Origin of the sequence: Pseudomonas sp. SCT (genome assembly GCF_003864275.1) — a bacterium.
GTDB classification, from domain to species: Bacteria; Pseudomonadota; Gammaproteobacteria; order Pseudomonadales; family Pseudomonadaceae; genus Stutzerimonas; species Stutzerimonas stutzeri_AE.
The window spans coordinates 1-22,523 of record NZ_BDJA01000015.1; the positions used below are offsets into that span (position 1 = coordinate 1).

The window sequence follows — 22,523 nt, forward strand, 5'->3', positions numbered from 1 at the left end:
CAGAACCAAGGCAGCAGCCTCGCGTTTGAACTCGGCGGAAAACGTACGTCGTTGCTTGCTCATCGAACACCTCTTGATGGCGAGGATTTTCGCCTAAATCGGTGTCCGGGATCAGTAGACCACTACAATCTGCACTGTCCAATTTGTATTGATCACTATTGCCAGCTAGAGGTGCTCCCTGGTTTCTCGGTAGGAATAGATAAGCCTTGGGTGGCCTTTTCCTACAGCTGTAAAAATACGACATACAATTACGGTAGAGTATTGGTCGCTCGTCCTTGTCAAAGAATGATATTTCTGTCCTTACAAGTTCAGTTATTGATTAGTCGCGCTCACAAAGGATCTCAATTGCGATTGCCAAATGCGCGCATACGTTATAACAGCGAAGAAATAAAATCCTTCTGTAGATTTCTCTTTGAGAGCTTTCTATACCCGAGGTTTCACTTTTCAGATCGAGACGGACTTGCTAGAGGATGTCAGCGTGGTCAGCATCGTCTGTTTCGGGAGAGCGACTTTAAAAAAGGGGCGTTGCTAGGTTGCTCTCTATGCGATGTTTCTCCGCGCGTGACAGCACTGGCCTTGATCGGTTGTGTATTAGGGGTTTTCCCGCCGCGGCAGTTGAGTATTTTGCAAAACCGCCTGTCTGTCTATAATTCATTTATAAGAGCAGATCCGTTCTATATTGGATGGATGGGGGTTCGCTTCGAGTCGAGCGAGCACCAGAGCAACATTATTAGCTACCTTGAAAACCTGTCGACAGAGCTATATGAAAGAGTTGAGCAGTTTGTTGCCGGGGTACGTAGATCCATAAGTTTCGACATTGACACTAAGGCCCGCTGAATAGGCCCAAGGTTAGATGCCCTGACTACATTTCATCAAATACGCTCCTGATGGTGCATCGATTGTTGAACGGCTGATACCCCCCCCCCCCAGTTATTAGGTGCTCTCCAAACGCGGTAAATGTGGCTTCTCGGTCTCTGCTGGCGACACCTGATTGTTGAATCCATGTGGCCGTTTTTGGTTGTAGAAAATCTTAATGTAATCGAACAAGTCGCCACGCAAATCTTGCCTCTTGCTTTAGATCTCTGCGCGTTTCAGCAAATAGAAGAAGCTTCTGCCAGCTCATTGTTAAGGCGCTTGTGGCGCCGGCTCATGTTCCTATCAAATTATTGACTTTCAGAAAGCTCTGCCAGTTGCCGCTGCTGAACTGACTGCCTTGGTCTGATTGGATTGTCGTTCGTGCTCTGGTGTGCGCCGCCAGACCGCCATCGTCAACGCATCAATAGCTCGTTGGCGCCGCCAGTTCGGGCCTAAAGCGGATGGCCCGCTCCGTCGAGCGGCCATGCATTGAAAAAGCGCGCTCCAGGCTCTCCTCAGCGAACCCCTGCCCGAGCAACGTTCATGTTGGTATAACGCTTCAGACGCAAGGCAGGCGCCTCTACCAACCGCCACGACAGCACGGCGAAACACAGCGTGACAGCCATGCTCGACAGGGCAAAAACCGCGAGGTTTATATCTTCGCCGAACCAGTGAATGATCAACTGCTGCACTGGGAAGCCGAAGATATACATGCCATAGGAAAAGTCGCCGTGCTTGCCGAAGTGGGCCACCTTGGGGATCCGGGCATAGGCGAGGTAGATAATCAGGTAGGGCAGCGTGAGCATGTGAACGACGAACCAAGCAGAACTTCCCAGAGCTAGCACCGAGGCCGCCAGCAGCAACACGGCGATGCGCCCGTCCCAGCGTACCTGGTCCTGAAAGAGATAAAGCGCAGCCCCGCCGTAAAAGAACATACCCAGGCGGAACAGCTTCAGGATGGTCACGCTTTCGACGCCGAGCGCCGGCAACACCAAGAAGTGCCCCAACATCAAGACGCCCAGCCCCAAGACCACCATCTGGCGCTTGAGCAGTTTCAATGCACCCAGCAGCAGCACGCTGCAGTACATCGCGCCTTCCAGCGGAAGCGTCCAAAATGATCCGTTGACCACTTCCGGGAACGGGTTGTTGGCAAAGACGCCCGGCAGCTCATAGCGGGTCATCAGAAAGGTATTGGTCAGGAAAGCGGCCGTTTTGCTGTCGCTGAAATACTCACTCAGCGGAAGCGGTGTGGTTAACGGGCCGATCACCAGCATGGCGAAAACCACGGCAAAGGCCAGTCCCGGGAAAATTCGTAGTGCGCGCTTTAAAACGAAGCTGACATTGCCGTTACCGTGCAGATAGGACGCGGTAATCAAGAAGCCGCTGATGACAAAAAATGCGTCAACCGCCAGATCCGCCATGTCAGTACCGCCCGTCAATGGGCGAAGCGGTTCTTCAGGAAGTCGTCCGCTCAGCCAAAAGCAATGGCCCAGCAGAACCAGCGTCGCGGCCACGAAACGCAGAAAATCGAAGTTGTTGTCCCGAACGCCCAAGGAGAGCTTTTGCATTGTTCCCTCGCTATTGAAGTGTCTTCCATGCCAGTGCGTTGAAAAACGCCCCGCACCATCGTGTAGCGTAGTTAGAGAACATGCAGCCGCATCAGTTCAAGATAACCATCCAGTCACAATCAACTAGCTGATTCAGGCGTCCGCATACTTCCGCTTTCGGCCTGTCCGGCAGCTCCCGTATCGCTTCCTTAGCCGCTTTTGGTCGAGGTCTCTTTTAGATGGGCAATCAGACGCTAGCGAGGCCAGCACGAGCGCAGCCGTTTTCTCATGAGTAAGGGCTGAGACTGGGCCGGTCAGCGCAACGACCTTTGAAAACTACGTGTCGCGTCTGGCGATGGCGGCGGAGGTAGCGTCTTTGAAATCGTTGGCCGACATCGATGCCCGGTGGAGATCCACTGATTGAATTCAGTCTGAGTCGTAATCGAATCGCAGGCTGCGCCGTAGCATAACCAGCCATCTACTGATCAAGTACTGGCGTAACGACCAAACGCCACGGTGCCCAGTAAGCGGGGAGGGGTAGACCGCAGCCGACGCGATTGATCCAACGCCGCGAGCCAGTGCGATAAAACCCGGCTCGCGCATGGCAAATCGTTCAACTACCAAACCTAGCGAAAATATTTGCTAACGGCCTGAGCCAGCGCTCCTGGCATCATTCTTAACTTGCCGGGCAGGGTTGCCTTTGCGGTTTCAGTGGCTGCTCTAAGATATTCGGCATGGCTGAACATTAGCGGCATGTTGCCGAGAAAGGCACCACTGCGCGGATCGACCTCTTCGGGCAGAAGACCCAGGTCGGCGGCCAGATTTTCGATCCGGTCGAGAATTGCTTCGGCCTTGCCGGGCTGGCCGGCCTTCGCCCAAGTCGTCGCTAGCCAGAAGGTGCAGGGCAGGAAGGCCCCCTCGTACTGCACCAGATCGGTCAGGTGTCCGGGTCCGGAAGGGTCGTCGTTGAAACGGTATACCCAGCCGTCCACACATAGCTCCTGCTCGATGCGTTCGGCCGTGGCCAGAACCCGCGGGTCCGTGGCGGGCAGTAGCTCCATCACCGCGATCAGCAGCACTGATGCGTCCAGGCTGTCGGCTCCATAGCGCTGGCGGAAGGCACCCAGAGCGTCGCTCCAACCATAAGTCAGCACATCCTCACGGATGGTGTCCCGGCAGCTTCGCCATGGAGACGGCACCGACATGCCGAGTTTTTCGCCGATGCGGATGGTGCGATCAAGCACCACCCAGCTCATCACTACGCTGCTGGTATAGACAGCGCTGCCCGGCAATTCCCAAATGCCATTTCCGGGGTTGCGCCAGTGATCAAGCACATGCTCGGCCAGGCGGCAAAGTAGCGACCAGTATTCGGGGCGCCAGTTCCCCCCCTGGTCCAGATAAATCAGTGCGCATTCGGCAAAATAACCCAGGCTATCGATCTGGTTCTGGTCCGCTGCGTGATTGCCGAACAGCACGGGCCTGGAGTCCCGGTAGCCGGCCAGATCATCGCGAGTGTGCTGGGTTAGCTCAGTGGAGCCGTCTATGCGGTACAGCACCTGAAGGGGCATGGAAGGGCCAGGTTGGAGTTCTGCGAGCCAGTCCATGTAGGCCTGCGCCGTGGCGGTATCACCGAACATGGACAACACCGCGAGTGAAAGCGAGGCGTCGCGGATCCAGGCGAATCGATAGTCGTAATTGCGTTCGCCGCCAATACGTTCTGGTAGCGATGCGGTTGGTGCCGCGACCAGCGCGCCGCTGGGCGCGTAGCTAAGCAGATGCACGATCAGCGCGGAGCGCCGAACGAAGTGCTGCCGCGGACCGGTGTAGTGGATACCCGAGGCCCAGCGCTGCCAATAGAGATTGGCTTCCTGGGCAGCATGCCTGGCCTCGTCTAGTTGCCAATGCCGTGGATCCAGGCCGAGCCCCAAGGCGAGCCATATCTCCTCGCCGACCTTGAGCGCCCATTCGGCCTCGATTCGGTCCGCTGCCACCCGGACCGGACGGCTCGACCAGAATCCGATCGCATGGCCACCGGCCCGGAAGCAAGCGCCATTCGCCACTGTTTCCAGGGGCTCGTGGGCAGCGAAATCCCAGCGCGGCACTAATTGCAGTCGAGCCGTCGTTGAGCCGGAGGTACAGCGAAGCTGGCGCAGCACGATCCGACGCTCATCGTTACTGCCCGACCGCGTGCCTTCGGGCCACAACATGATGTCGGTCAGCTCCAGAACTGCATCGGGCAGAGCCCAGCTGGTAGTCAGGGCGGCACTGTCGTCGACATAACGCTGATGACCATGGTCACCGCCTGCGGGCCCAAGGCACCAGTGACCACCTTTGGTCGGGTCCAGCAGGGCGCCAAATAGTGGTGCCCCGTCATACCGTGGCAGGCAGAGCCAGGGGATGCTGCCATCGCAGCCCACCAGCGCAGCGCTACGGCGGTCGCCGATCAGCCCGTGAAGCGCGATGGGCAATTGTTTGTAGATGCCTGGCATGGCCTTATCCCTCGGTTTATTGGCTTCGGCCTAGGTGCGCCCGGCAGCCGCACGGGGTGAGACGACCGCCAGCTTTTCATAGATCGCACCGAGGACGGCGCCGAAAATCAGAGTTGCCATCAACGGCGCACAACCCTGTCACCACTTGTCTACCGACACGGGGAGAACAAATGCGGCGATTACGACCGCCGGGTCAGCAACACATGTTCCGTCTTGTTCGGATGAACCTCGCAGGGAGAGTGTTACAACCGTGTAATTTCTTTTCCCCGGCATTCACGTCACGCTCCGGCACTCTGGTTCGTTGCGGCACTTAGCTGTCTTCGTTTTCCAATTGCCGGCCGCCCCCGCATCTGGATGCACCAGGCGAACACCTGCGACTGGCATACGCTGGGAAGACCGTCCGTGAATGGCTACTGCGAACGTACGTGATAGCGTGGCCTTGATACTCAGGCGACCGGTGTTTTGGCAAGCTGTCATGAGCGGGCCAGCATGGGCTGGGGCTGCATGTCGAAGCCGGCATGATGGTGGGCCTGGAGCGACTCCGGCAGCCCGGGCTGGTCCAGGCCGCCAGCCTCGAGCCAGGCCAGCGTCTGGGCACGAGCCCGCTGGAGCAGTTCGTCCGTACGGCCGAAATCGAAAACCGAGATGCTCAGCGGGCACAACGGGGCGACGACATGGATAGAGGCATGTGCGGCGAACAGATCGGCGTCGCGGGCCAATTGCCGCATGCTCATTAGATTAAGAGTATGCAGGGCCAGCGCTATGAGTCCTTTGGGCGCCTCATCACAGGCGCAGGCGAAGCCGGTTGGCAGTACGACGATGCAGGTGGCGCCCAATGCCACGGCACCGGCGATTGGCGTATTGCTGCAGACGCTGCCGTCTACCAGGATGCGCTCATTCCAGCGCACTGCGGGAAACACCAGGGGAATCGCGGTACTGGCGAGCAGCGCCTGCTCGGCATCGCCTGACGAGAGGATCACCTCGGCACCGCTTAGCAGGTCGGTGGTGACGATGTGCAGTGGCAGCACGGCCTCTTCGATACGCCGTATGGTCAACGCTCGGCGGATAAGCCGCGTGAGTGCAACCGGTTGCAGCAGATGACTGCGATTGCGCAGCAATCCGGCCAGGCTGTCGCTCAGCGAGAAGGGGAAGACGTCAGGCTTGCGTAAGCCACTCCAGATCTTGCCCAGCGCCGCAACGCCAGCCGAATTGGGCTGGGTCGCGAAGTAGGCGCCGTTGATGGCGCCGACCGAAGAGCCGACCACCATATCGAAACGCACGCCTGCCTCGATCAACGCCTGCAACATGCCGACCTGAACCGCCCCGAGGCTGCCGCCTCCGGCGAGGACCAGTGCAGTGGAGAAGCTCATTTGCGGCCTCCTGCATCAGTGCATGACGTTTAGCGACCAGTCGTAATCGAGATAGCCAAGACGGGTACCCCGACGAATTCGTTCCTGTTCTGCCGGATCATCGCTCAGCCAATGTGCCCGTTCGGCCAGATAGCGTTCGACCGAACCGGCCTGGCGGACGAAATCCTCGCTGTACCAGTCGAAAATCTTCGAGACCAGCAGGCGGTCAGCGGGTCTGTCGAAGCGGTTACGCTGCCGGTCGCTCAGGAACCGCCTAAGGCTATCTTCCAGCTGTTCGTCGAGCTGCTCTGCCACTAAGGCCTGTGGCCGCAGCGCCGGACAGCCGATTGAGGCGCAGTTGACCACGAAGTGAATGCGCGGCTCGTCGTAATCCCCTCGCTCTCGAATGAGGCCGTGCTCAAGGTCGTCGAGGCTGAGGGTCTGTCCCAGCAGCGCAATGAAGCGGCGCTTCCAGGGCGAGCTGAACAGGCCGCCGATCTCCTTGATCGAGGCCAGCGGGTAATGGTCGAGGACCAACTGCACGGTGAAGGCATTGTAGGCATTGATCAGGAATGCCAGGCGCTGGTCGCGTGACCAGCCGGCGAATTCCGTCTGGCTGATCGCGGATAGCTGCGCAAGGTAGGCATCTAGAGCTGGACGCTGACCTTCGAGGGCCGGGTAGTCGACCGCACTCGCCACCCCATCGCGGCTCCACTGCACATGCCGTTCGAGCAGCTCGTTCCAGGCGCCATGGCGGTGATCGAAGGACTCCGCCTGCACGGTGCCACTCAGTATCAGTAATGCCCACAGCAACAGGGTTCTCATCAGCGGTCCTCCGAGGCTGGGGGCTGGGCTGGCATCGTTACCAACTGGGCCTTGCCCGTGTACAGACGCGCGAGCGTGGCCGGGGTTATGCCGAGCATGAAGCCGATCGTCAGCAGGCGATTTCGAAAGGAACGGCGCCACCAGCCATCGCGCTGCCAGCGGCGAGGGCTGACCCTTAACCCCTGCTGCAGGCGACGGAAAGTACCCCGTTTGCGGAGGCCCTCGACCAGCGGGACTTCTTCGAACAATGGCCATGGGGCGTGCTGGCCAACTGCGAAATAGGCGCGGCGCTGGACGAACAGACCCTGGTCGCCATAGGGCACGCCAACCCGGTTACGCCAAGCCACCAAGCGCTCAAGCAGGCGCCCCTGCCAACAGCCGGCCCCGCTGAAACGGAAGGCGAAATAGCCACCCGCCGCGCCTTCGCTAATGGCCTGGTGCAGCGCTCGCAACGGCTGACCGTCCAGCTCGGCGTCGGCGTGGAGAAACCAGAGGATCTGGTGCTCGGCAAGCGCAGCACCCTGACGCAACTGTTCGCCCCGGCACGGCGTAGCGGTCATCCAGAGCGCGCCGTGATTGCGGCAGAGCATTCGGCATTGCTCACTGGCCGCAGCATCGACGACGATGATCTGCAACTGCGCTTCGGTCTGCCGTTCGGCCTCACGGAGCTGGCCGAGCAGATGCTCCAGCGCCTGCTCGTCGTGGAAGCTGGGGATGACGATACTGATTGCCCGCTCTGTTTTCATACTGGCACGCCCTCGCATAGCCTGGCCATGACTTGGCGCAGGCGAAGCCTGGCCGGGCGTGGGTCATCGGCCAATTCGACCCAAGCACGGGTCAGGTCCCTTGGCTCGTCGATGTCGAAGCTCTCTGAGCAGATATTCATTGAGTGACCAGCCTGACGGCTGGCTGCGGCGAGTGCCTGACCAAGCTCTTCAGTACTCCAGGGCAACCCGGCGAGATCCGGCCAGGGTCGGTTCGAAGCCATCAGCGCCACGCCGCCATCGCTGGCAGCGATCAACACCGTGTCTGCTTCTCGCAAGGCGGTACATGCCATTTGGTAGTCGTCCAGACGAAGCGCCGGCGCGTCGCTGCCGATGAACACCAGGCGGCGATGGCCGGCGGCACGCAGCATCTGATCCAGCGTATTCAGGCGCTCGCCGAGGTTGCCGCAGGCCTGAGGCACGCACCGCGCGTGCGGGACCAATGCGCTTGCCCAGTCCAAATGCTCGGGCGAATCCGGAGCGATGACCGTCGGGCCGCTCCAGCTGTGCAGGTCTTCCAGCGCGCAACCGAGCAGGTGCTCGGCAATCTGCAAGGCTTTGCGCTCGCCAATCTTGGCTGCCAGCCGTTGCTTGCCGTGGCCAAGCAACGGGCGTTTGCACACTAGGACAAGGGTGGCGGCTACCGTGGAGTCGACTTCAGGAAGCATCGTTCAGGCTCGTGAGTTGTGGCTGGAACCTTGCGGTCGGCTCGCTGGCCGTGAAAGACAATTGCTTTTCCCTGTGTTGGAGAAAGGCGGGCACTCTTTGTTACAGCCGTTCGCGACCGGCCCAGAAAGTTCTGAATGGTTCCGCGACGATCAGCAGCCTGCTCATTTGGTTCGGTTGGCTGGTGATGGTCGGTAGGTGAAGGCAGCGAATTTCTGCGTGTCGTATTCAGATTGACGGATAGCGCATGGCCATCGATAACTTGATGCAAAGAGTCAGGCTTTCGTCTTGGCTGCGATTGTTTTCAATATTCAGAGCCAAATAAAGGCGAGCTTATTTAACCCTGCGCCATAGCGCTATCTGTCCCGTCAGGGAGCGTCAAACCCCCCGTATTTCAGAGCTAGGGCCGTATCCGCTTTCTGTAACGCAAGGCGGTCCTGAGCATCCGATTCATGCGAGTCAATTCCTGAGGAGGATGACGCCATGAATATCATGTTACGAATAGTCTTACTAAGCGCTTCACTCATAGCACTGCATGCGCAAGCAGACTCAAGTTCGCTATACCGCACGCATGCACCTGGCTATCTACCGATAGCGACACCAGCCTGGCTTGAGCATGTGCCAGTCGAGCGATACGCGTATGGCATGAAGCTGGATATTGACAAGGTGCTGCGTGTTTCGGATGTAGCAAGCGTCTGCGGGCCTGTGGACGCTACCATGCATTATCGAGATAGCGCAGGCGAACTGCGTGCTTTGCGCTACCGCGCCATGGGTGGCGGCTGCATGGACCATTGAGGCCCAACCCCCGGCATTGCACCCGTATAAGCTTTGCCGGGGATCATGGCGATCAGCAAGAGCCTGCCACATACTGAGCAACTTGGGATAAGGGGCACCCTGCTCCGTTGCCAGATAATTGAGAGGTCGACTTTGAAACTGTGCCTTCCGAGGCTCTTTAGTGGACTCTCGCAGCGGATATACGCAGCCTTTCTGCTGGCGGCTGTGATTCCAACCGCACTAGCGGGCTCGATCGGAATTTATCTCTCGCTAACAGCGCTGAAAAACGAAACGCTGCGCAACCTGCATCAGGAAGTCAGTATCCGTTCGCACGGCATCGGTCGCTTTTTCGACCAGGTTTCGGCCGAGCTGCTCTACCTCGCGAACAGCCGCTCTCTGCTGGATTTCATAGAAGCCCAGCAAGCGGGTGACTGGCTATTGCGGGCGGCAACTGCGCGCCTTGAGCGGGACTACGCTGCGCTCGCCACGCTTTACCCCTATGTCGACCAAATCCGCGTTATTTCCGCCGACGGGCTAGAGTTGATTCGCATCGACCGTAAAGCCGAGGGTGTTTCGGTTCAACCGCCGCAGCAATTGCAATTCAAGGATGATCGCTACTACTTCCGGGACGCGATGACATTGAAGCCTGGACAGATCTATGCATCACCAATTGATCTAAACATGGAATTCGGCAAGGTGGAGTATCCAGAGCGGCCAGTCGTCAGAGTCGCGACACCTGTGGCAGGGCCGCAAGGGCGCACGGTGGGTATGTTGATCATCAACCTGCACGCGGACGTGCTGCTGAAGCAGGTCCAACAGATGGCTGATGCGAGGCAGGGGACTGCTTATCTGCTAGACAACCAGGGGCATTATGTAAGCAGGTCGCCGGGTAGCGAAAGTAACGCGTTCACGATGGAGCGGGTGGAAAAGCTTCGAGAAACGTTTTCTGCGGCCACTGTTCGGCAGCTGATCGGGCAGGCTCCTGCGAATCTTGACGGCGACTGGATTGTTGCCCATGCCCCGATTGATTTCGCACCGCAGGCGTTAGCAGAGAACTCCCGGGGTAGATGGCGCATAGCGTTGGCCTTTCCTGAGCGTGCTCTGTTTCTTGCAGTGTTCAATCTATCGTTTCTTTATGCGGTACTGGCGGCCGCGTTGGTGGTCACAGCAATTGGCGGCTACGCTCTCTCGCGCCGCTTGCTGCGACCGCTAGAAGATCTTGCGCGCGAGACCGATGCGGTGGCGGCGGGCGACCTGACTCGCCGGGTCTCGATCAGTGGTACGGATGAAATTGCCGCCTTGGGCGAAAAATTCAACCGTATGGCCAACCGCCTGCAAGAATCGGCGCGGGCCATTAATTTACACCAAGCTCATTTAGAGGAAGAGGTGTCTGCGCGAACCCGTGAACTCGAACAGGAGCGCGGCTTTCTCGAAGCCATCATCGCGCATACGGCAGACGGCATCCTGGCTATTGGTCCGACGGGTGTTATCACGCTGCTCAACCCTGCCGCAGATCTGCTACTCGCCGGAAGGGTGCCATCTTCGGCGCTTGGGCGGCGCTTATTGTTGTATTGGCCACAGTGGCCAGATATCGTCAAAGACGCGAAAATTTCACCGCTTCGTTGCGACATCGAACTGCCTGAACAAATACTTTCGCTGGCTATTACGCCAACCTCCGTCGGCTTTATCGTCGTCGCCCGCGATGTCAGTCGTGAGCGTGAGGTACAGGATCAGCGCAGGGAGCTTGATCGTCAGCTTTTCCAAATGGAAAAACTCACGACTCTCGGCGAGTTGTCCATGGGCGTCGCCCATGAAATAGGTAATCCGCTAGCCGGTATGAAGGCCGTTGCACAGGCGCTGCAGTACGAGCAAAACCTTCCGCCCGGCGTGATCGACGCACTCAAGCGGCTTGAGGCCGAGATTGATCGTCTGTCGGGGTTTCTGCGCAGCTTTCATGGTCTAGCTGCGCCACAGGCAATTTCCAGCGAGCCCTGCAATCTCGCACAGATTCTCGACGATGTTCTGTTCTGGACGCGTAAGGATGCGGAAAAGCAGAACATTCATTTTGAACTGCACAGGGTGGACGCAGTGCCGCCTCTGCAAGCTGATGCCAATCAGCTAAAGCAAATTTTTTTGAACCTCCTGATGAATGCGGTCCACGCGATGCCGCGAGGTGGAACAATCCACATCAGCGCAACCGTGCAGGAGATGGTGGTGAAAATAGACATTCAGGATAACGGCGAGGGGATGGAGCCTTCAGTGTTAAAGCGCATTTTCGAGCCCTTTTTCACAACTCGCCGGGAGGGCAGCGGTTTGGGTCTATCAATCGTGCACAAACTCGTTGAGCAGCACGGAGGCTCAATCGAGGCGGGCAGTGTCCAAGGGCACGGGTCCTGTTTTTCTCTCACCTGGCCGTTAACCGAGAAATCGCATGCAAGAATCGATACTGATCGTTGAAGATGATGAAACGATTCGAGTGATGGTGAGCGGGTTCCTCGAACGGCAGGGTTACACCATCGAGGCAGCAGAAACCGGCCAACAGGCGCTGGCCGCAAACAAGGCGCGGAACTTCAGCCTGGTATTGCTTGATCTGCGGCTTCCGGACATGAGCGGCCTAGAGGTCATGGCCAGGGTTGCCGAGTCCGACGACAAGCCGTTGGTGGTGATCATGACCGCCTACCCTGAGGTGCGCACTGCGGTCGCGGCGTTGAAGGCGGGAGCCTACGACTACATCAACAAACCGTTCGATCTGGAGGATCTGCTCGAACTGATACAGCGAGCGCAGGAAACCTTGCGGTTGCGCCGGGAGATTGCGTGGCGCCGGGCTCAAGCAGATACGGCTTCGGTAGACGGCCTAATCGGCGCCAGTGCAGCATTTCGCAGGATGCTCGACACCGCTACTCGGATCTCCTCAGCGGGCAAGGTCCCCGTCCTGATCCGCGGCGAGTCGGGTACCGGCAAGGAGCGAGTGGCGCAGATCGTCCACAGCCACTCAGCAAGGGCTGACGGTCCTTGGATAACGCTGAACTGTTCGGCGCTACCAGAAGGCCTTATGGAATCCGAGATGTTCGGACATGAGCGTGGTGCCTTCACCGATGCCAAGCAGATGAAACGCGGCCTTCTGGAATTGGCGAATGGAGGCACACTGTTTCTCGACGAAATTGGCGACCTTTCGCTCACCTTGCAGCCGAAACTGCTCCGCGTGCTGGAGGCGCAGAGCTTCCGTCGGGTCGGCGGTCAGAAAGACATTCATGTTGACGTGCGCTTCGTCTCGGCGACTCACCGGGACTTACCCGAAATGGTCCGGACCGGGCGCTTCCGGGAAGACCTGTACTACCGTCTGAACGTAGGCGCGATTGAGCTACCGGCACTACGTGAGCGACAGGACGATATTCTGCCCCTGGCTCGGCATTTTCTAGTTCAGATAGCCAACATGCTCGGCGTCGCTTCGCCTGGCATCGATCCTGCGGTAGAGCCCCTCCTCAGAGCCTATCGCTGGCCCGGCAACGTGCGTGAGCTGCGCAATGTAATCGAACGCGCCGCCATCCTTGCGCGGGACGAGCGGGTGGCCGCACAACATCTGCCCAAGGAAATCGTTGACGACCTCCGTGGGGTAGAGCAGGGCATTACCGAAACGGCGGTCCGGCCGTTGGCCGATGTCGAAACCGCCTACATCCGCCATGTCCTGAACCTATGTGGCGACAACAAGACACAGGCCGCAGAGTTGCTTGGCATTACCCGGCTAACGCTCCGCAACAAGCTTAAATTGGCAGACGAGTCCGGACGCGAGTGATCATATTGTTACCGGTTAGTAATTAACCGGTGCGGTTAGTATCTGACCGATCTCGGTTTTCAGGTCTTGATAAAAAACTATAGGAAACAGACAGTTATCTAATTGGCACGGTGCCTGCATTATCCCCTTATATCGTAGGGTTTTCTCCTGCGATCTCCAACAAGCAAGGGGAAGGGATATGAAATGGCATCGTGGGCGGTTGACCCAGACTCTTGGGGCCATGGGGCTGACCGCAACCTTGACCGTGGCTGCGCAGGCGGCCGGCCAGGGCGATATGCTCGATCTCGCGCCAATGCCGCCGGCAAAAGCGGGAAATCCGGCAATGATCGAGCTAGGCAAACAGTTCTTCTTTGATCGAAGACTCTCTGGAGATTGGGGGGTCTCTTGCGCCTCCTGCCATGACCCGGCCAAGGGCTGGGGAGACGGTTTAGCACTGTCGAAGGGCTACCCGTCCATGGAGTATTTCCGTAATTCGCCAACAGTGCTGAATGCTGCTCATCGCAAGCGTTTTCTCTGGGACGGTCGTCTCGACGGCGCCGATCCGGGCACGCTGGCGCGCGACATGATCACCGAGGCGCACACCATGAACATGGATGGGCGGCTGATGCAGGAGCGACTGCAACAGGTGCCCGAGTACGCTGCGTTGTGGCAAAAATGGCGTAACGATGACATCAACGGTATGCGTGTCTTTAATGCGGTCGGCGAGTTCATCACCAGCCTGGAAACCCGCAACGCGCCGTTCGATGACTTCGCCAAGGGCGATAGCACGGCCATAACCAAAGAGGCTCAGCACGGTTACGCACTCTTCAAGGGTAAGGCTGGCTGCGTGTCCTGCCACAACGGGCCGATTGGCTCTGACGGCAAATTGCACAAAACCGGTGTTCCTGAGCATCCAGACGTACTGAACAATCCGCTGCGCACCATCACCATGCTGCGTCACTACGCCACCAGTGGCATGCCTAATTACATGAGCGCGCGCAGCGACGTCGGCGCCTATGCCATCAGCAAGGACGAGCGCGACGTCGGTAAGTTCCAGACCGCACAGCTGCGCGATCTGAAATACACCGCCCCTTATATGCACAACGGCGTCTTCGACACGCTTGAGGAGGTCGTTGCCTTCTACAACCAAGGAGGAGGTGAGGGCTCAGCGTTGTCACCGTTGACGCTCTCGACTGCTGAACAACAGGCGCTGGTGGCGTTCCTGCTGACCCTGTCTGGCGATCCGCTGATAGTCGAAGATCCCGGCCAGCCAGACATGCAGCCTCGCGTTTTCGGCAAGAATTGAGGAACGCACCATGAACAACAGAAAACCGCTTCAGCTTTCCCTGCTCGTCGCATCTCTGGCAGTCGCATTCACCGCATCGGCCACGAATGCGGACGCCCATCCGCCTCTAGCTCCTCTACCGCCCGTTCCGGTGCCCAAGGACAACCCCCAGTCCGCAGAAAAGATTGCGCTAGGCAAACAACTTTTCTGGGATTACCGCCTCTCTGGCGACGGCTCGATGCCATGTGTCTCTTGCCACTTGCCCGCACTCGGTTGGGGGGACGGTGGACAGATCTCCCGTGGCTACCCGGGAACCAAGCACTGGCGTAACTCGCAGACCATTCTCAACTCAGCCTATTACAACAAGCTGTTTTGGGAAGGCAGCGTCAACAGTCTAGAGGAGCAGGCGCCTTCTGCGGCGGAAGGCGCGGTAGCAGGAAACGGGGACCCCTCGGTGATGGAGATGCGTTTGCGCTTCGTACCGGAATACGTCGATGCCTTCAAAAATGTCTTTGGAAGCCAATGGCCGCGAATGAACGATGCGTACCGCGCTATTGCGTCATATCAGCGCACCGTTGTTTCCGATGCGAGCAAGGTGCCGTTCGACCGCTATGCGAACGGTGACAAGAACGCACTTGATACATCACAGAAGCGCGGCATGGCGCTGTTCAACGGCAAGGCGGGTTGCGTCCAGTGTCACAACGGGCCTTTGGCCTCCGATCAGAAATATTACGACCTAGGCCTGCCCGACTTTGCCGGCTTTGTCGATGACCCGCTGTATCAGGTAACGCACCGCTGGGAGCACTACCAGAAGGGTGTCAGCGAGCCACGTTATCGCGCAGCGAACATGGATTACGGCCTCTATTACGTCACCAAGAATCCCAAGGACGTCGGCAAGTTCCGTACGCCTTCCTTGCGCGAGGCGAAGTACACGGCGCCTTACATGCACAACGGCGTGTTCACAAGTTTGCAGGAAGTCGTGGACTTCTACGACCGCGGCGGTGGCAGCGGTACTAGCAAGAGCGAGCTGCTCAAGCCGCTGAAACTTGCAGCGCAGGAGAAGCAGGACCTTATCGCCTTCATCGAGGCGCTATCGATGAGCGAACCCCTGCTGCATGACGACCCCACGCTGCCTGGCGAATACCAGCCGCTGCCCGCCCCGATCAAATAGGACCTCTGAACATGAGCGAAAACATCATTCCCGTCCGTGCGGTACCTGCGCACGACCACGAGCACGACGGCGAGCGTGCATGCATGAGCCGGCGGCGCTTCCTCCTCTTCGGTGGTACCAGCGTCGCGTTGTTAAGCATTGCCAGCCTGCCGGGTGTTGCTCAGGTTATGCAGGCGCTGAAGGCGGACTACGCCCGCCAGCGGATCGGCAGCCTGTCCGCACTGAAGACCGGAGAGCCCCTTGATTTCAACTATCCGTACCCCGACGTGCGCAACATCCTCGTCAAGCTGGGCGTAGCAGCAGGCGGCGGAATCGGCGCGGACAAGGACATCGTAGCGTTCAACCAGCAATGCACGCATATGGGCGGCCCGCTCGACGGTACCTACAAGGCCGAGCACCAGATACTCGGACCCTGCCCGCTGCACCTGACCACCTTCGACCTGACGCGCCACGGCATGGTTGCCTCCGGCCATGCCACCGAGAGCCTGCCGCAGATTGTGCTTGAGGTGCAGGGGGATGACATCTACGCGATCGGAGTTCTAGGCCTGGTCTATGGGTTCGATTCGATGAACGACGTGCAGCCAGCCTGAGGAGATCAGCATGAGCAAGCCAGACGAATACCTATCGAGCAATTCCGTTCCGCTTCCACCGCAGGACGCTGATGTTCTCACCACCGCGTGTGACTACTGCATTGTTGCCTGTGGTTACAAAGTCTATCGCTGGCCAGTCGGCAAGGAGGGCGGCGCCAAAGCATCGGAGAACGCCCTGGGCGCCGATTTCCCCCACCAGATGATGATGGGTGCTTGGGCTAGCCCCGCGCAGCACAACGTGGTGAGCTACCGGGACCAGCCGCATCACGTAGTGGTCATCGCCGATAAGGATGCAACCGTGGTCAATCCCGGTGGCAACCACTCGATTCGCGGCGGTACGCTGGCGGAGAAGTGCTACAACCCGAGCAACCGCACTCGCGAGCGTCTGCAGCATCCGATGATTCGCGTGAACGGCAAACTCACGCCGGTCAGTTGGGATCTGGCGACCGAAGTGATGGCTGATATCTCCCAGTACATCATCGCCAAGTACGGCGAGCATGCTTGGGCGGTCAAGTCACACTCCTATCAGTATTTCGAGAACGTTTACGCCATCACCAAACTGGCGATGACTAGCATCGGCACGCCGGCTTTCGCTTGGCACGACAAGTGTTCGGCGACGAACGACGCGACGGGCCTGGACGACGCAGGAATCGATTCCTTCGCATCTAGTTACGAGGACTGGGCCGATTGCGAAGTGGCCTTCCTCTCCGGTGTGGATCCCTACGAGACCAAGACCACGCTATTCACCTCGCACATGATGCCGGGCGATAAGAAGTTCGTCTTTGTCACGCCGCATATGACCATGGGTGTAGCGTGGTCCGTTAAGGCCGGTCGTGGCCTGTGGCTGCCGATTATTCCCGGCACCGACACCGTGCTGCACATGGCGCTGGCCCGCATAATCATCGAAAACGACTGGCAGGATCAGCCTTTCATCGACAAATGGATTGCCAACTCTTGGGAGGTCGATTCCGGCTACGGTCGGGGCACGCGCAACACCGGCTGGCAATGGCGCACCACCTGGGGCACCTGGCAGAGCGATTGGCAGGACTACCGGAAGTTCATTCTGGCGCAGGAGGAATCCAAGCTCGACGTTGCCGCACAGATCACTGGACTGTCCGCTGACGATATACGGACAGCTGCCGAGTGGATCGCTAAACCGAAGGCCGATGGGAGCCATCCGAAAACTTCGTTCATGTGCGAGAAGGGCAATTACTGGTCCAACAATTACATGAATAGTGCTTCGTTCGCCTCCCTGGGCCTGATCTGCGGCTCTGGCAATCGCAAAGGGCGAATGATTTCGCGTGGTGGCGGCCACCAGCGCGGCGGCTTGTCAGCGGGAGGTAACTCTGAATGGCTGTCACCGGAAAAATACCCCGGCCGGCGTAAGAAAAGCTTCAACCTCGATCTCTGGCTGATGGAGGGCAACATACGCTTCGCCTGGGTGATCGGTACCACTTGGGTGGCGGCGATGATGGGGTCGAATGCGCTGGAAGCCAAAATGCGCTCACTAACAGCCGAGAGCCCTCATCAGATCAAAAGTCTGGATCGTGCGGCCATATTCGAAACATTGAAGGCGCGTGTCGATTCCGGCGGCATGGTCATGGCGAACTCCGATCTTTATCCGGTAGTGCCGGTTGGTACTGACTTCGCCGATATTGTTTACCCGGTCGCCTCTTGGGGCGAAGACAACTTTACCCGCTGCAACTCGGAGCGGCGCCTACGCCTTTACAGCAAGTTCTACGATGCACCCGGCGAGGCCAAGCCCGATTGGTGGATCGTGCAGAAATTCGCGCAAAAGATGGGTCTGGATAAGGATGGTGGTTATTCTTGGAAGGACTCCAACGACGTCTTCGAAGAAGTGGCCCGCTTCTCGCGCGACGGAGTGCTCAACTACCACCCTCTCGCTGAAAAGGCCAAGGCGAGTGGGATCAAAGCCCAAGAATTGTTACGAGGCTACGGGACTACCGGCATCCAGACCCCGATCCGTGAGCGCGGCGGTGAACTGGTCGGCACGGTGCGCCTGCACGACCCGGACAACGATTGGGGTGAGATCGAAGGCAGCACGGTTCACACCAAGGCATTGGTGGCTTTCAATACGCACAGCGGCAAGGCCATCTTGCTCAAATCGCCGTGGCAGTATGCGGGCTGGATACAGTTCTACGAGGCCATCAAACCCCGCGCTGCGAAGGGAGAGGTTTGGGTCACCAACGGACGCGTCAACGAGACCTGGCAATCAGGCTTCGATGACAGGCGCAAACCCTACCTGTCACAACGCTGGCCGGAAGGTTTTATCTTTATCAATCCCGAAGATGCTCGAAAAAAGGGCATCGAGTCGGGTGACTACGTCGAGGTTGTGAACGACACCGTCTACATCCAGACCGGTCAGCCACAGGGTGTGCTGGATGCCGATCTGACCTTCAACCAGCTAATGGCCGACGGGCATATCAAGATCACCACTGGCCGCTTCAAAACGATTGCGGTGGTCTCGGATGAGATGCGGCCCGGGGTTTGCCAAGCCAACTTCAACGTCCCGTCTTCTCCGGCCAATGCAGTGGTATCGGCAGTGCCCGATCCGATGACTAACAACTACCGCTACAAACTTGGCCGCGGCGTGCTGAACAAGGTTGGCGAATCTCCCTATAAGCACAACTTTACGCAGATGAGCCTTAAACCCCGCAACATCGTCTGAACCGTCTTGGCGGCACCGCGCGGTGCCGCCTGCTACCCGCAATTAGGAGAGTCAAATGAAATATCAACTGACGGGGCTGCTTGGCCTGGCTTTAACTGCCTGCCTGGCGTCTCCAGTGTTTGCGCAAGATGATGCGGCGATTATGGATCTTGCAAAGAAGAATAATTGTCTGGCTTGCCATTCGATCGACAGCAAGCTGGTTGGGCCGGCCTGGAGAGAGATTGGCAAACGTTACGCCGACGATCCAGCCGCGGCCGAGCAGTTGGCCCTGCACGTCAAGAAAGGCTCCCGAGGCGTATGGGGACCCGTTCCGATGCCACCAAACGCGACGCTCAAGGATGAGGATATACAAGCGCTGGTGGGCTTCATTCTGTCGCTGAAATAACGCGTTTCTATCACCCGGTGCGGAGCGATCCGCGCCGTTACACGTAAGGTTCGACCTATGCTCGTAGATGCCCACAACCGCCAGATCGACTACCTGCGCATGTCGGTGACCGACCGCTGTGATTTTCGCTGCGTCTACTGCATGGCTGAGGACATGACCTTCCTGCCGCGCCAGCAGGTGCTCGGCCTGGAGGAACTGGAACGCATCGCGCGGATATTCGTCGGTCTGGGGGTAAAAAAGATTCGTCTCACCGGCGGCGAACCGCTGGTGCGCCAGGGCATCGTCGGCCTCTGCGAGCGCATCGCTGCACTGCCCGGCCTGCGTGAACTGGTGATGACCACCAACGGCTCGCAACTGGTCAAGCTCGCTGCACCCTTGGCGCGCGCCGGGGTAAAGCGGCTGAACATCAGCCTGGATAGCCTGGATGCCGCAAAATTTCACGCCATCACCCGCACCGGTCAGCTGCAGCAGGTGCTCGACGGCATCGAGGCGGCGCGCGATGCCGGCTTCGAGCGGATCAAGCTCAACGCCGTGGTGATGAAGGGCCGCAACGCCGAGGAAGTCGCCGACTTGGTGGATTTCGCCATCGCCGGTGGGCTGGACCTGAGCTTCATCGAGGAAATGCCGCTGGGTGACGTAGGTCGTTCGCGCGGCGAGAGCTTCTGCTCCAGCGACGAGGTGAAGGCGCTGATCGCCGAGCGGCACACGCTGATCGATTCGGCCGAGCAGAGCGGCGGCCCGGCGCGTTACGTGCGCCTGCCGGACAATCCGCAGACGCGTATCGGCTTCATCTCGCCGCATTCGCACAACTTCTGCGCCACCTGCAACCGCGTGCGACTGACGGTGGAAGGGCGCCTGCTGCTGTGTCTGGGGCACGAGAACGCCATAGACCTGCGTGCCTTGCTGCGCCGGTACCCGGTTTCCGACCAGCCAATAATTGAGGCTGTTCAAATTGCTCTGCAGCGCAAGCCGCTACGTCACGAGTTTTCCATCAGCGGCGAAGTTCAAGTGCTTCGCTTCATGAATGCCAGCGGCGGTTGACCCGTCGCTTAATTCACGAGATCTGCATGCTGCGTATCAATTATTTTGCCCGCTATCGTGAGTTGCTTGACTGCGAATCCGAGTGGCTACCTTGGCAGGCAGACTTCGCTACCATCGAAAACCTGCGCGCCTTTTTGCAACGGCGCGGTGAATGTTGGGCTGTGCTAGCCGAGACTACCCTGATGTGCGCCTGCAATCAGGAGCTTTGCACCACCGATGCCGTACTTCGGGACGGTGATGAGGTTGCCTTCTTTCCAGCAGTAACTGGCGGCTGAATAAGCTGCGCGCGGCTTAATCTAGGAGTTTCGAGCCATGGCTCACCTTTCGACAAGCACTTTCCAGCCCCTGCGCATCGCCGTACTGACCGTCAGCGACACCCGCAGCCAGGCCACCGATACGTCCGGCCAGACCCTGGTAGATTCCCTCGAGAGCGCCGGCCACCAGTTGGCCGAACGCGCGATTGTCATCGACGACATCTGGCAGATTCGCGCGCGGGTCAGCGCCTGGATTGCCGATGAATCCGTGCAGGTGGTGTTGATCACTGGCGGCACTGGCTTTACCGCACGTGACAACACCCCGCAGGCAGTCCAGCTACTGCTGGACAAGACGGTCGACGGCTTTGGCGAGCTGTTCCGCCATGTCTCGCTGGCTGAGATCGGCACCTCGGCTCTGCAGTCGCGCGCGCTGGCCGGCGTCAGCAACGGCACCCTAGTGTGCTGCCTGCCCGGCTCGACCAACGCCTGCCGCACCGGCTGGAACAAGATCCTTAAGGAGCAACTGGACAGCCGTACCGGTCCCTGCAACTTTGTCGCGCACCTCAAGGCCTCGATCGACGAGGTTCCACGCGGCTGCTGCGGGACCCGCTCATGAGCGGCTGTGGTTGCGATACCACCGGCCTGACGCCGGTTGACGAGGCGATCGACGAACTGCTCGCGCGGGTGCCGGCGCCGCCGCCGGTCGAGCATGTATCGCTGTCCGAGGCGCTTGGCCGAGTGCTGGCAGAACCCTTGAATGCGCCTTTTGCAGTGCCCGCCTGGGACAACAGCGCGATGGACGGTTACGCCCTGTGCGCCGCCGACCTGCCGGCCGAAGGTGGCTGGTTGCCGCTGGCAGGGCGTATCGCCGCCGGTGACCCCGCCGACCTGCAACTGCCGGCAGGCCACGCCGTGCGCATCTTCACTGGCGCGCCGTTACCGCCCGGTGCGGACAGCGTGGTGGCGCAGGAAGACTGCGAGATCGAGCCCGACCGCGTGCGCCTCCCGGGAGTGAAGGTCGGCGCCCATGTACGCCACCAGGGTGAGGAATTGCAGGCCGGTGCCCTGGTGCTTGAGGCCGGCAAGCGCCTGCGGCCGCAGGAGCTTGGCCTGCTGGCGAGCTTCGGCGTTGCGCAGGTGTCCGTTTATCGACGTCTGCGTGTGGGCCTGCTGTCCAGCGGCAACGAGCTTCGCGAACCGGGCGAGTCGTTGGCGCCCGGACAGATCTACAACTCTAACCGCTATTGCCTGCTCGGCGTGCTGCGCAGCCTCGGCATGGAGGTACATGACTACGAGATTCTTGCTGACGAGTTGAGTGCCAGTCGCGATGCGCTGGCCCTGGCTGCTTCCGAGTGGGACATGCTGATCACCTCTGGCGGTGTCTCGGTCGGCGAGGAGGATCACCTCAAGCAGGCGATCCGAGAACTGGGTGAGCTGCACCTGTGGCGCCTGGCGATTCAGCCGGGCAAGCCGCTGGCCTTCGGTGAGGTCAATGGCAAGCCGTGGATCGGTCTGCCGGGTAACCCGGCGGCAGCGCTGATTACCTCGCTGGTAGTGGCTCGGCCGTTTCTGCTGCGTGCACAGGGCTGTACCGAGGCACCTCCAACGCCCTTGCGCCTGCCTGCTGGTTTTGACTGGTCGAAGCCGAACAAGCGCCGCCAATACCTGCGCGCGCGGATGGAGTCGGTCGATGGCGAACTACGTGTCTGTCTGCATCCACGACAGGGTTCGGCCATGCTGACCTCTGCATGTTGGGCGGATGGCTTGGCCATCATCGAGCGCAACTGCACCTTGAATAAAGGTGAGACTGTGCAGTACCTGGCGTTTAATGAACTGATTGGCTGACGGTAATCAAGGTCAGAAGTAAAGCGTACGGTTGCTATAGCGTCGCGACTTTCATGATGCGGTTAGATGTGCCGCTGAAATTTTCTAATGCCGATTGTAGTGGTCTACTGATCCCGGACACCGATTTAGGCGAAAATCCTCGCCATCAAGAGGTGTTCGATGAGCAAGCAACGACGTACGTTTTCCGCCGAGTTCAAACGCGAGGCTGCTGCCTTGGTTCTG

The 22,523-nt window shown here is 59.1% G+C and carries 19 protein-coding genes and 1 pseudogene; 13 read left to right on the forward strand and 7 right to left on the reverse strand.

Annotated features, from left to right (window positions below; all coding sequences use genetic code 11):
- The coding region (locus tag BHD08_RS23135; RefSeq protein ID WP_218567519.1) for a hypothetical protein at window positions 1-837 on the forward strand (837 nt) is incomplete at its 5' end.
- Window positions 838-933: 96 nt separating this feature from the next.
- Here BHD08_RS23135 and BHD08_RS23300 read toward each other — a convergent pair.
- The 7 genes and pseudogenes from BHD08_RS23300 to BHD08_RS22390 all read right to left on the reverse strand — a co-directional run.
- Window positions 934-1,284: pseudogene (locus BHD08_RS23300) on the reverse strand (IS3 family transposase); the annotation flags it as partial.
- An 86-nt stretch (window positions 1,285-1,370) separates the two neighbouring features.
- Window positions 1,371-2,423 (reverse strand): acyltransferase, encoded by a 1,053-nt coding sequence (locus BHD08_RS22365; RefSeq protein WP_125025121.1) that lies wholly within the window; start codon window positions 2,421-2,423, stop codon window positions 1,371-1,373.
- A gap of 605 nt (window positions 2,424-3,028) precedes the next feature.
- Entirely contained in the window at window positions 3,029-4,891 is a 1,863-nt protein-coding gene (locus BHD08_RS22370; RefSeq protein ID WP_125025123.1) for a glycoside hydrolase family 15 protein, read from the reverse strand.
- A gap of 473 nt (window positions 4,892-5,364) precedes the next feature.
- The gene (locus tag BHD08_RS22375) at window positions 5,365-6,261 is read right to left on the reverse strand and encodes a patatin-like phospholipase family protein (protein ID WP_125025125.1); all 897 of its coding nucleotides are present in this window, start codon (window positions 6,259-6,261) and stop codon (window positions 5,365-5,367) included.
- Between the two features lie 15 nt (window positions 6,262-6,276).
- Window positions 6,277-7,065, reverse strand: a complete 789-nt coding sequence (locus tag BHD08_RS22380; protein WP_125025127.1) for a DUF547 domain-containing protein — start codon at window positions 7,063-7,065, stop codon at window positions 6,277-6,279.
- The gene (locus BHD08_RS22385; protein WP_125025128.1) at window positions 7,065-7,811 is read right to left on the reverse strand and encodes a TIGR04283 family arsenosugar biosynthesis glycosyltransferase; all 747 of its coding nucleotides are present in this window, start codon (window positions 7,809-7,811) and stop codon (window positions 7,065-7,067) included. Before BHD08_RS22385 ends, BHD08_RS22380 begins: the two co-directional genes overlap by 1 nt.
- On the reverse strand, window positions 7,808-8,497 hold the full coding sequence (locus BHD08_RS22390; RefSeq protein ID WP_125025131.1) for a DUF2064 domain-containing protein: 690 nt from the start codon (window positions 8,495-8,497) through the stop codon (window positions 7,808-7,810). Before BHD08_RS22390 ends, BHD08_RS22385 begins: the two co-directional genes overlap by 4 nt.
- A gap of 481 nt (window positions 8,498-8,978) precedes the next feature.
- Between BHD08_RS22390 and BHD08_RS22395 the strand changes: the two genes are divergently transcribed.
- The 12 genes from BHD08_RS22395 to glp all read left to right on the forward strand — a co-directional run bounded on the left by BHD08_RS22395 (window position 8,979) and on the right by glp (window position 22,301).
- Window positions 8,979-9,290, forward strand: a complete 312-nt coding sequence (locus BHD08_RS22395; protein ID WP_256678766.1) for a DUF2790 domain-containing protein — start codon at window positions 8,979-8,981, stop codon at window positions 9,288-9,290.
- 132 nt (window positions 9,291-9,422) lie between these two features.
- The gene (locus tag BHD08_RS22400; RefSeq protein WP_218567520.1) at window positions 9,423-11,726 is read left to right on the forward strand and encodes a PAS domain-containing sensor histidine kinase; all 2,304 of its coding nucleotides are present in this window, start codon (window positions 9,423-9,425) and stop codon (window positions 11,724-11,726) included.
- The gene (locus BHD08_RS22405) at window positions 11,701-13,062 is read left to right on the forward strand and encodes a sigma-54 dependent transcriptional regulator (RefSeq protein WP_125025135.1); all 1,362 of its coding nucleotides are present in this window, start codon (window positions 11,701-11,703) and stop codon (window positions 13,060-13,062) included. The genes BHD08_RS22400 and BHD08_RS22405 overlap by 26 nt, the downstream gene beginning before the upstream one ends.
- Before the next feature lie 199 nt (window positions 13,063-13,261).
- Window positions 13,262-14,347: a cytochrome-c peroxidase gene (locus BHD08_RS22410; protein WP_160128703.1), complete on the forward strand. Its 1,086-nt coding sequence runs from the start codon at window positions 13,262-13,264 to the stop codon at window positions 14,345-14,347.
- Between the two features lie 10 nt (window positions 14,348-14,357).
- The gene (locus tag BHD08_RS22415) at window positions 14,358-15,497 is read left to right on the forward strand and encodes a cytochrome-c peroxidase (RefSeq protein WP_125025139.1); all 1,140 of its coding nucleotides are present in this window, start codon (window positions 14,358-14,360) and stop codon (window positions 15,495-15,497) included.
- Between the two features lie 11 nt (window positions 15,498-15,508).
- Window positions 15,509-16,087 carry an arsenate reductase (azurin) small subunit gene (locus BHD08_RS22420; RefSeq protein ID WP_218567521.1) on the forward strand — a complete coding sequence of 193 codons (579 nt, stop codon included), beginning with the start codon at window positions 15,509-15,511 and terminating at the stop codon, window positions 16,085-16,087.
- A gap of 10 nt (window positions 16,088-16,097) precedes the next feature.
- Window positions 16,098-18,776 (forward strand): arsenate reductase (azurin) large subunit, encoded by a 2,679-nt coding sequence (locus BHD08_RS22425; RefSeq protein ID WP_125025141.1) that lies wholly within the window; start codon window positions 16,098-16,100, stop codon window positions 18,774-18,776.
- A 55-nt stretch (window positions 18,777-18,831) separates the two neighbouring features.
- Window positions 18,832-19,161 carry a c-type cytochrome gene (locus tag BHD08_RS22430; protein WP_125025143.1) on the forward strand — a complete coding sequence of 110 codons (330 nt, stop codon included), beginning with the start codon at window positions 18,832-18,834 and terminating at the stop codon, window positions 19,159-19,161.
- Window positions 19,162-19,218: 57 nt separating this feature from the next.
- Window positions 19,219-20,202 carry a GTP 3',8-cyclase MoaA gene (gene moaA / locus BHD08_RS22435; protein ID WP_125025145.1) on the forward strand — a complete coding sequence of 328 codons (984 nt, stop codon included), beginning with the start codon at window positions 19,219-19,221 and terminating at the stop codon, window positions 20,200-20,202.
- 26 nt (window positions 20,203-20,228) lie between these two features.
- The gene (locus BHD08_RS22440; protein ID WP_125025147.1) at window positions 20,229-20,477 is read left to right on the forward strand and encodes a MoaD/ThiS family protein; all 249 of its coding nucleotides are present in this window, start codon (window positions 20,229-20,231) and stop codon (window positions 20,475-20,477) included.
- 37 nt (window positions 20,478-20,514) lie between these two features.
- The gene (gene moaB / locus BHD08_RS22445; RefSeq protein WP_125025149.1) at window positions 20,515-21,072 is read left to right on the forward strand and encodes a molybdenum cofactor biosynthesis protein B; all 558 of its coding nucleotides are present in this window, start codon (window positions 20,515-20,517) and stop codon (window positions 21,070-21,072) included.
- Complete coding sequence (gene glp, locus BHD08_RS22450) at window positions 21,069-22,301, forward strand: gephyrin-like molybdotransferase Glp (protein ID WP_125025151.1); 1,233 nt, start codon at window positions 21,069-21,071, stop codon at window positions 22,299-22,301. The genes moaB and glp overlap by 4 nt, the downstream gene beginning before the upstream one ends.
- Window positions 22,302-22,523: the final 222 nt, after the last annotated feature.

What these genes read in the sequence shown, in the direction of transcription:
- BHD08_RS22405 (WP_125025135.1), top strand. Translation starts at nt 11,701, where the DNA reads ATGCAAGAATCGATACTGATCGTTGAAGATGATGAAACGATTCGAGTG.
- BHD08_RS22390 (WP_125025131.1), bottom strand. Translation starts at nt 8,497, where the DNA reads ATGCTTCCTGAAGTCGACTCCACGGTAGCCGCCACCCTTGTCCTAGTG.
- BHD08_RS22430 (WP_125025143.1), top strand. Translation starts at nt 18,832, where the DNA reads ATGAAATATCAACTGACGGGGCTGCTTGGCCTGGCTTTAACTGCCTGC.
- BHD08_RS22415 (WP_125025139.1), top strand. Translation starts at nt 14,358, where the DNA reads ATGAACAACAGAAAACCGCTTCAGCTTTCCCTGCTCGTCGCATCTCTG.
- moaA (WP_125025145.1), top strand. Translation starts at nt 19,219, where the DNA reads ATGCTCGTAGATGCCCACAACCGCCAGATCGACTACCTGCGCATGTCG.
- glp (WP_125025151.1), top strand. Translation starts at nt 21,069, where the DNA reads ATGAGCGGCTGTGGTTGCGATACCACCGGCCTGACGCCGGTTGACGAG.
- BHD08_RS22365 (WP_125025121.1), bottom strand. Translation starts at nt 2,423, where the DNA reads ATGCAAAAGCTCTCCTTGGGCGTTCGGGACAACAACTTCGATTTTCTG.
- BHD08_RS22425 (WP_125025141.1), top strand. Translation starts at nt 16,098, where the DNA reads ATGAGCAAGCCAGACGAATACCTATCGAGCAATTCCGTTCCGCTTCCA.
- BHD08_RS22395 (WP_256678766.1), top strand. Translation starts at nt 8,979, where the DNA reads ATGAATATCATGTTACGAATAGTCTTACTAAGCGCTTCACTCATAGCA.
- BHD08_RS22420 (WP_218567521.1), top strand. Translation starts at nt 15,509, where the DNA reads ATGAGCGAAAACATCATTCCCGTCCGTGCGGTACCTGCGCACGACCAC.
- BHD08_RS22385 (WP_125025128.1), bottom strand. Translation starts at nt 7,811, where the DNA reads ATGAAAACAGAGCGGGCAATCAGTATCGTCATCCCCAGCTTCCACGAC.
- BHD08_RS22370 (WP_125025123.1), bottom strand. Translation starts at nt 4,891, where the DNA reads ATGCCAGGCATCTACAAACAATTGCCCATCGCGCTTCACGGGCTGATC.
- BHD08_RS22440 (WP_125025147.1), top strand. Translation starts at nt 20,229, where the DNA reads ATGCTGCGTATCAATTATTTTGCCCGCTATCGTGAGTTGCTTGACTGC.
- BHD08_RS22380 (WP_125025127.1), bottom strand. Translation starts at nt 7,065, where the DNA reads ATGAGAACCCTGTTGCTGTGGGCATTACTGATACTGAGTGGCACCGTG.
- moaB (WP_125025149.1), top strand. Translation starts at nt 20,515, where the DNA reads ATGGCTCACCTTTCGACAAGCACTTTCCAGCCCCTGCGCATCGCCGTA.
- BHD08_RS22375 (WP_125025125.1), bottom strand. Translation starts at nt 6,261, where the DNA reads ATGAGCTTCTCCACTGCACTGGTCCTCGCCGGAGGCGGCAGCCTCGGG.